Here is an 8,225-nt window from a genome sequence, read left to right as displayed (position 1 = left end):
GTCGGGGGCGCTGCACGCGCTGCGGCGGCGGGTGGACGCCATGGGGGTGCTGGCCCTGGCCATCAGCACCAGCGTGGGCGGCGGCATGCTGCGCGACGTGCTGCTCGGGCAGGAGCCCCCGGCGGCGCTGCGCTCCTCGCGCTTCTTCCTGGCGGTGGCCACGTGCGCCCTCATCGCGGTCGTCTTCGCGCCGTGGATGGCCCGGCTGCACCGGGCGCTGGACGTGGTGGACGCGCTGCTCCTGGGCGTCTGGGTGGTGCTGGGGCTGGAGAAGGCGCTCGCGTTCCACCTGCCCCTGCCGTCCGCGGTGTTCCTGGGGCTGGTGACGTCCGTGGGCGGCGGCGTCATCCGCGACGTGCTCCTGGGGGAGCCCTCCGCCCTCGTCGCCCCCGGTGAGCTGTACGCGTCCGTGGCCCTGTTGTGCGCGCTCACGTACGTGGCGCTCGCGGTGGGCCTGGAGCTCCCCGAGCCCCTGGCGGAGATGATCTCCATCGCCTTCGCCACCGTGCTGCGCCTGCTGGCCATGTGGCGCAAGTGGTGGCTCCCCGCCCGCTTCGACTTGCTGCACCTGCTGGACCGCCTCCAGGCCTGGCGCCAACGCCGTCCACGGTAGCCGCCTCGGGGGTAGCCCCCCCGGGCCCCCACCCACCGGGTCATCTCCCACCTGAGGCATTTATTTTGAGCAAAAAGCACCAGTTTTGCCCACATGACCCCGACAGGGGGTCCCTGGCGGGTTAGGACTCCGGGTCATGACGGAGGGGAAGCAGGCTCGCAAACGTGTGGTCCCTCACGAGAGCCCCGCACGCGAGGGGCCTGGGGGGTTAGCGAGGCCCGGAGCCCCTTCCTACCTTGGGCCGACCATGTCGATGAGGGCCACGAAGCAGGAGGGCAGCGCCACGGGGGGAGCAACGGCCTGGAAGGCGCGTGCCCTGAAGGAGCTGGAAGCCGGGCGGGCGCGCCTGCAGGCGATGCTGGCGCCCGTGCCGGAGGTGGAGCTGATGCGGCAGCACTCGCCGCTCATGTCGCCGCTCGTCTGGGACGTGGCCCACGTGGCCAACTACGAGGAGCAGTGGCTCTTGCGCGCCCTGGGGGCCCAGGCCTTCACGGACCCCGCGTTCGACGCCATCTACGACGCCTTCCGCCACCCCCGGAGCACCCGCTCCACGCTGCCGTTGCTGGAGCCGGAGGCCGCCTGGGCCTACGCCACCCGCGTGCGCGAGGCGGTGCGTGCCCATCTGGAAGTGCTGCCCGTGGAGAGCGCGGATCCGCTGCTCGCCGGGGGCTACGTCTTCGGCATGGTGGCGCAGCATGAGCAGCAGCACGCGGAGACGCTGGCCGCCACGCTGCAACTGATGACGCATGGCGAGTACCACCCGGTGGAGCCGCCGCGTCACCAGCCCGGCGCGGTGCCCCAGCACGAGGTCCTCATCCCCGGCGGCCCGGTGCGCCTGGGCGGCTCGGACGCCTGGGCCTACGACAACGAGAAGCCCCGGCACGCCGTGGACGTGGCGCCCTTCCTCCTGGACGCGCACCCCGTCACCACGGGGGACTACCTCGTGTTCGTGGAGTCCGGCGGCTACGAGGATCCGCGGTGGTGGGACCCCAAGGGCTTCGCGTGGATCCAGGCGGAAGGCATCCGCCACCCGCTCTTCTGGATGCCTCGGGGCCAGCACGTGTGGCTGCGGCGCCACTTCAGCACCGTGGAGCCGCTGCCCAGGGACGAACCCGTCCAGCACGTGTCCTGGTACGAAGCGGACGCCTACGCGCGCTGGGCCGGCAAGCGCCTGCCCACCGAGGCCGAGTGGGAGAAGGCCGCCCAGGGCAGCGACGGCGTGGAGCGCGTCTACCCCTGGGGCAACGACGCGCCCACGGACGCGCACGCCAACCTGGGCGGGACGCGGTGGGGCCCGTCACCCGTGGGCAGCCATCCGCTGGGCCGTAGCGCGGACGGCGTCTTCGGGCTGTTGGGCGACGTGTGGGAATGGACCTCGAGCGACTTCCAGCCGTACGCGGGGTTCCGGGCCTTTCCCTACCGCGAATACTCGGAGGTGTTCTTCGGGACCGAGTCGAAGGTGCTTCGGGGAGGCGCCTGGGCGAGCGCGCCGGTGGCGGTGCGCAACAGCTTCCGCAACTGGGACTTCCCCATCCGCCGGCAGATCTTCGCCGGCTTTCGCTGTGCACGGGACGTGAGGTGAGGAACGCATGAGGATGAGGACGGATCAGGGCGAGGCGCAGGTTCCGGGCACCCACGAGGCACCCGGCGTCCGCGTGGACGTGTACGTGAAGCCAGGGGACGCGCAGCGCGCGCTCCGGGCCGAAGCGCTCCAGGGCCTGTGTCATGCGCCCAAGGAGCTGAGCCCCAAGTGGCTCTACGACGAGCGCGGCAGCCAGCTCTTCGACGACATCACCCGCCTGCCGGAGTACTACCCGACGCGCCGCGAGCGCGAAATCCTGCACGCGCACGCGGACGACATCGCCCGGCTGAGCGGCGCGGACACGCTGGTGGAGCTGGGCAGCGGCACCAGCGAAAAGACGCGGCTCATCCTGGATGCGATGGACGCGGCCGGGCAGCTCAAGCGCTTCGTGCCCTTCGACGTGAGCGAGGCGTTCCTGCGCAAGGCCGCGGAGGGGCTGGCGCGCGAGTACCCGGGCATCGCCGTGCATGCGGTGGTGGGGGACTTCGAGCAGCACCTGGGGCGCCTGCCGGGCGGCGGCCGTCGCCTCATCGCCTTCCTGGGCGGCACCATCGGCAACCTGAAGCCGGCGCAGCGCGCGCTGTTCCTGCGCGAGCTGTCCTCCGGGCTGCGTCCGGGGGACGGGCTCTTGCTGGGCACGGACCTCATCAAGGACCGCGAGCGCCTCTTCGCCGCCTACAACGACAGCGCGGGCGTGACGGCGGACTTCAACCGCAACGTGCTGCGCGTGCTCAACCGCGAGCTGAACGCGGACTTCGACCCGGAGGCCTTCGAACACCTGGCCCCGTTCGATGAGCACAACGCGTGGATCGAAATGCGGCTCATCTCCCGCAAGGCCCAGTCCGTGTGGATTGGCGACCTGGAGAAGCGCGTGGACTTCGCCGCGGGCGAATGTCTGCGCACGGAGGTGAGCTGTAAGTTCTGTCGCGAGCAGGTGCAGGAGGAGCTGCGCGACGCGGGTCTGGACCTGGCCGCGTGGTGGACGGACGCGGACGGCGACTTCGCGCTGTCGCTGGCGATGAAGCGCTGAGCGGGAAACCGTCGCTCGGCAGGGCCGCCCGGCGCGCTGATGAAGGCGCCGGGCACGGGCCCGAAGTCAGGCACCGGGCGAAGGCGCCCGGGGTACGTACGACGGTGCGACTAACGGCGGCGCGGCGGGTTGCGACGCACCGGCACGGGCACCGGGGCCGGCTGCGCCGGACGGGTCCACGCGGCCCAGAGTGCCGCCGCCGCGGTGATGACCAAGCCTCCCGCTGCTGCAAGCTGCTCACCCAGGGCGCCAATCTCCACGACGGCCAGGGGGAGGGGAAGCATCTCGGTGAGCGTCATGCGCGGACTCCTTCGAGGGGCACAGCGTGAGGACCTGATTCGGGCCACGACGGGCGCTCGACGCAGATCGGGAAGCCAAGGTTAGGAAGTCGGAAGGCTTTCGGGAAGTCCCGGGGACACGTGAGGGTGCGGCGTGGACGGAATTGCACCTCGGGTCGGCCCCAAAGTCCATCCCCACCCAGTCCCAGCTTCGAGAAACATCACCCGCTTCACGTAATGGGGACACGCGGGCGGCGCAAAACGTTCCTGCCCGCTCGCCTTCGCCCGCATTCTCCAACGCAGTGTCCGCCTCCGGGCGCCCGGCCCGCCCTACCCGTGCGGATGGTGCGTCTTCCACTCCACCATCATGCAGTGGTCCTGCACCACCTGGATGCCGGCCTTCGCCAGTCGCTCCGCCGCGGCGTCGTTGCGGATCCCCTTCTGGAACCACACCGCGCGAGGCTTCTTCGCCAGCAGGTCGTCCACGTGCGCGTTGATGTCCTCCGGACGCAGGAACACGTCCACCACGTCCACCTCGCCGGGCACGTCCTTCACCGACGCGGACACGGGCTCGCCCAGGATGGTCCCCTGCTCGTGGTGCGTGGGGACGGGCAGCACCGTGAAGCCGTGGTCCTTGAGGAACTTCGGGATGGCGTGCGCGGGCTTGTCCGGGTGGGTGTCCGGCCGGATGCCCAGGACCGCGACGCGCTTGCTGCGGCCCAGCAACGCTCCGATGCCCGTCGGGTCTTCGATGAGGTTCTTGCGCCAGTCGTCCATGGGCTGCTCCTTAGAGGGAAGGAGCGCATCGAACGAGGCGAAGCAGTCCGCGCACAACCCGGGGTGGGACCTGGAGGCCGCCAACCGTCCTGCGCAGGACGTCCGGCCTCAGCGGGGCGCGGCCTGGACCTGGATGGTGCGACAGGCCTCGGTGGCCAGCCGGACTTCCTCGGTGGAGGCGCCGGGAAGGCTCGCGCACAGGAACAGGTCCTCGCCCACGCGCCGGGCGCCGAAGAACGCGGGCGCTTCCGGGCCCACCCCTCCGTCCACCAGGGTGGGGGCCAGGGTGACGCGCAGCAGGGAGAAGGACTCCGCGTCCTCTTCCTGGTCCAGCGACAGCGTGAAGTGCTTCATCTGCTCGCGGACGGTGTCCGCCAGCTTCTCCGAGGAGGGCATCTGTTCGCCCTGCCCCGGCTTCAGGTCCACGCGCAGCGCCGGGCGGCCGGGAGGGCCCGCCTGGAAGCTGCCGTCGGTGGCCACCTGCGCGGACCATCCCGGCGGCAGCGGCACCTTCACGCCGGAGCGAAGACCCGCGTCCTCCGTGAGGCTCCCGGAGGACGGCGTGTCCTCCTGGCAGCCCCGGCATCCCGCGAAGAGCGCGAGGGTCACGAAGCCTACGACCCTCCGCGCGCTGGACGGGAAGACGGACACCTACTTCTTCTCGCCCATGGGCGGCGGGCCACCCTTGCCGATGTTCTCCATCTTCACCGCGCCCTCCAGGATGGCGCCGCGGTCCATGGTGAACGAAGGCGTCTCAAGGTTGCCCTTCATGCGACCCGGCTGCTTGAGCTCGATGAGCTGCGCGGCGCGCACGTTGCCTTCCACCGTGCCGTTGATGATGACGGTGCCGGCCGTGATCTCCGCCTGCACACGGGCGCCGTCACCAATGACGAGCACGTCCTTGGTGATGATCTGCCCGTTGAACTTCCCGTCGATTCGAACCTGACCCTCGAAGGTGAGCTTCCCCTCGAACTCGCTTCCCTTACCCAGAAGCGTGTGAACCTCACCCGGACGCGTCGACACGTGATCCTCCTCCCGTTTGAACAGGGGCTTGCTGGGTGCTTCGTCTTTCTTTCCGCCAAGGAGCGCCACGCCCTACTCCTTCCTCAGAAGCTTCAACAGCCTGTCCAGGTCATCGTAGGAGAAGAAGTCCACTTCAAGGGTGCCTTTTCCTGGGCTTTTCTCCGACAAGCGCACCTTTGTCCCCAATCGACGTTGCAGCTCTTCGGTCAGGGCCTTCACCTGCGGACTCACCTTGGGCGCCGGCTTCCCGGTGTCCTTCGACTTCGCGGACCGGCCCTGCTGCACGAGCCGCTCCGTGTCGCGCACGGACAGCTTCTTCTCCGTCACCTGCCGCGCCAGGTTCTGAAGCTCCGGCAGGCGGGGCACACCGAGCAGCGCGCGAGCGTGGCCCATGCTGAGCGACCCGTTCGCGACCATCTCCTTCACGTCCGCGGGCAGCGCCAGGAGGCGCAGCGCGTTCGCGACGGTGGAGCGCTCCTTGCCCACCTTCTGGGCCACCTGCTCCTGCGTGAACTTGAACTCGTCCACCAGGCGCTTGTAGCCATCCGCCTCTTCGATGGGGTTCAGGTCCGAGCGCTGGAGGTTCTCCACCAGCGCGAGTTCGAAGGCCTGCGCCTCCGTGACCTCGCGCACGATGGCGGGGATCTCCTTGAGGCCGGCGGCCTGGGATGCACGCCAGCGCCGCTCACCGGCGATGATCTTGTAGCCGTCCCCGTCCTTGCGCACGAGGATGGGCTGGAGGATGCCCTGCGCCTTGATGGACTCGGTGAGCTCGTGGAGCTTCGCCTCGTCGAAGTGGCGGCGGGGCTGGAGGTTGTCGCGGTGGATGGCCTCGATGGCCAGCTTCAGCACCCCGGCCTTCGAAGGGGGCACCGGCGCCGGAGCGGCGGGGGCGGCCTGGGGGATGAGTGCGGAGAGGCCCCGGCCCAGGGCTCGCTTCTGGGTGTCTGCGGTCTTCTGCACGGTGTTCAGGAACTCCCGCGCTGGCGTGGTGCCGGCGCATCGGGCCATCGGTGTACCCGGCGAACCGGGGCAGGCGTCAGCCCATTCGCATCAAAGGCGGCGGGCGATCAGGCGACCCGGCGCTTGGACGGCCGGGGGTTCTCCCGGCGCATGAGCTCCCGGCCGAGCGCCAGGTAGCTCTCGCAGCCCTTCGACTTGATGTCGTAGAGGATGATGGGCTTGCCGAAGGACGGGCACTCGGACAGGCGCACGTTGCGCGGGACGACGGCCTGGAAGACCTGGTCCTTGAAGTAGCCGCGCACTTCGTCGACGACCTGGTGGGCGATGTTCGCGCGCGCGTCGAACATGGTGAGCAGGATGCCCTCCATCTTGAGCGCGGGGTTCAGGCCCTGCTTCACCAGGTCGATGGTGTGGGTGAGCTGGGAGAGGCCTTCGAGCGCGTAGTACTCGCACTGGAGCGGGATGAGGACGGAGTCCGCGGTGACGAGCGCGTTGAGGGTGAGCAGGCCCAGCGAGGGCGGACAGTCGATGATGATGTAGTCGTACTTGTCCTTGAGCGGCAGCAGGGCTTCGCGCAGGCGGAACTCGCGCCGCTCCTGGTTGACGAGTTCGACTTCCGCGCCGGTGAGGTCGGGCGTGGCGGGGATGACCTGGAGGAATCTCAGCTCGGTGGGGTGGATGAGCTCCGAAGCGGGGCGGCCGCCGAGGAGGGCATCGTAGACGGTGCCGTGGAGGGCATCGCGCTTGAGACCCAGGCCGCTGCCGGCGTTGCCCTGGGGGTCCATGTCCACCAGCAGGGTGCGGCGCTCGGCGGACGCGAGACTCGCCGCGAGGTTGATGGCGGTGGTCGTCTTACCGACCCCGCCCTTCTGGTTGGAGATGCAGATGATACGACCCACGTGGCCCATCCTCTCTCGCCCCGGGTTCACCGGAGCCCCGCACTAATTGGTGCTCGATCCGCACTCATTAGTGCTGATCAGGCAGCTAGCACGGGGTTCGCGGACGGATCAAATTCACGTCCGCGAAGAACCAAAGCCCCTGCCAGCACCCTCGCTCGGTGGGCGCGAAGACCAGCGGAACGGGCATCGCGTGGGCTGGAATTCACGCGGCGAAGCGAGCGTGGAGCCGCCTGCCTGGCTGCTCCCGACACCGGTTTTGGGGCCATCCGGACGGGTGGTTGGTTTTTTCGGGGGGTCGGCGACGGGAAGTGCGCGCGGGTGGCTTCGCGCGTTTCGACGCTTCGTGTTCGCTGCGTTCCCGGGTCCGGCGCTCCATGCGGAACCGGGTGAAGTTCGTCACGCGATTTCGCGATGCGGCCGTGGGCGCACGCGGCATGGGCTTCCGTGGATGCGGTGGTCGTGGGCGGGTGGCTTCGAGTTGGGAGTTGCCGGTCGATCAATGCCGTCGCTGGCGTTCGCGGAGCAGGTTCCGAGACTGCAACGGCCATGGGCTAGCTCCCCCGCAGCAACTTCGACACGCGTCCGTGGGGTGTTCGAGGTGACGGGCTCCGCAGTTGTGATGGTCGAGAGCCCGTAGCTTCGGAGGTTTTCGCGGGGGACCTCTTCGGGCCCCCGAAGTTCGTGAGCGGATGGATTCGCGATGAGACCGTGGGAGTTCGCGGCGGATCGCTTCGGGCCTCCGAAGTTCGTGGGTCCGTGGCTTCGTGCTGCGACCTTGAGCGTCCGCATCGGACCTCTTCGGGCTTCCGAAGTTCGTAGGCGGATGGCTGGGCGATGCGGCCGTGGGAGTTCGCGGCGGAGATCCCCAAGCTGACGCGGCACATGACTCCGGGGCTCTGCGGGCACCTACGGGATGCGGTCATCCCCTTTCGTGGCGAGGTGCTTCGAGATGACGCTGATTCGAACTCCCGGACGACTTCGCGATGCGGCCATCTACTTTCGTGGCGGCGGGCTCCGGGGCCAGCAAAGCGCAGGGATCCATCTTGGGCTTCAACCCCGG

9 protein-coding genes are annotated in these 8,225 nt (G+C 69.4%); 3 read left to right on the top strand and 6 right to left on the bottom strand.

Annotated features, from left to right (window positions below):
* The 3 genes from D7V88_RS15060 to egtD all read left to right on the top strand — a co-directional run.
* A partial coding sequence (locus D7V88_RS15060) for a trimeric intracellular cation channel family protein (protein ID WP_147448746.1) occupies positions 1-613 on the top strand: 613 nt, incomplete at its 5' end.
* A gap of 247 nt (positions 614-860) precedes the next feature.
* The gene (gene egtB / locus D7V88_RS15055) at positions 861-2,195 is read left to right on the top strand and encodes an ergothioneine biosynthesis protein EgtB (RefSeq protein WP_120541332.1); all 1,335 of its coding nucleotides are present in this window, start codon (positions 861-863) and stop codon (positions 2,193-2,195) included.
* A gap of 7 nt (positions 2,196-2,202) precedes the next feature.
* Positions 2,203-3,225 carry an L-histidine N(alpha)-methyltransferase gene (gene egtD, locus D7V88_RS15050; RefSeq protein WP_120541331.1) on the top strand — a complete coding sequence of 341 codons (1,023 nt, stop codon included), beginning with the start codon at positions 2,203-2,205 and terminating at the stop codon, positions 3,223-3,225.
* Positions 3,226-3,335: 110 nt separating this feature from the next.
* Here egtD and D7V88_RS15045 read toward each other — a convergent pair whose 3' ends face one another.
* The 6 genes from D7V88_RS15045 to D7V88_RS15020 form a co-directional block, all read right to left on the bottom strand.
* Positions 3,336-3,524: a hypothetical protein gene (locus D7V88_RS15045; RefSeq protein ID WP_120533125.1), complete on the bottom strand. Its 189-nt coding sequence runs from the start codon at positions 3,522-3,524 to the stop codon at positions 3,336-3,338.
* Positions 3,525-3,833: 309 nt separating this feature from the next.
* On the bottom strand, positions 3,834-4,280 hold the full coding sequence (locus tag D7V88_RS15040) for a CoA-binding protein (RefSeq protein ID WP_120541330.1): 447 nt from the start codon (positions 4,278-4,280) through the stop codon (positions 3,834-3,836).
* A 108-nt stretch (positions 4,281-4,388) separates the two neighbouring features.
* A complete protein-coding gene (locus D7V88_RS15035) occupies positions 4,389-4,931 on the bottom strand; it encodes a hypothetical protein (RefSeq protein ID WP_244238161.1) in 543 nt (180 codons plus the stop codon).
* Complete coding sequence (bacM, locus tag D7V88_RS15030) at positions 4,932-5,372, bottom strand: bactofilin BacM (RefSeq protein WP_120533124.1); 441 nt, start codon at positions 5,370-5,372, stop codon at positions 4,932-4,934.
* Positions 5,373-5,375: 3 nt separating this feature from the next.
* Complete coding sequence (locus D7V88_RS15025) at positions 5,376-6,314, bottom strand: ParB/RepB/Spo0J family partition protein (protein WP_208726295.1); 939 nt, start codon at positions 6,312-6,314, stop codon at positions 5,376-5,378.
* A gap of 59 nt (positions 6,315-6,373) precedes the next feature.
* Positions 6,374-7,174 carry a ParA family protein gene (locus D7V88_RS15020; protein ID WP_227027843.1) on the bottom strand — a complete coding sequence of 267 codons (801 nt, stop codon included), beginning with the start codon at positions 7,172-7,174 and terminating at the stop codon, positions 6,374-6,376.
* Between the last annotated feature and the right edge of the window lie 1,051 nt (positions 7,175-8,225).

This window comes from Corallococcus terminator, from assembly GCF_003611635.1.
GTDB lineage: Bacteria > Myxococcota > Myxococcia > Myxococcales > Myxococcaceae > Corallococcus > Corallococcus terminator.
Note: the sequence above shows the minus strand (reverse complement) of the source record. Positions and strands in the feature narration are given on the sequence as shown.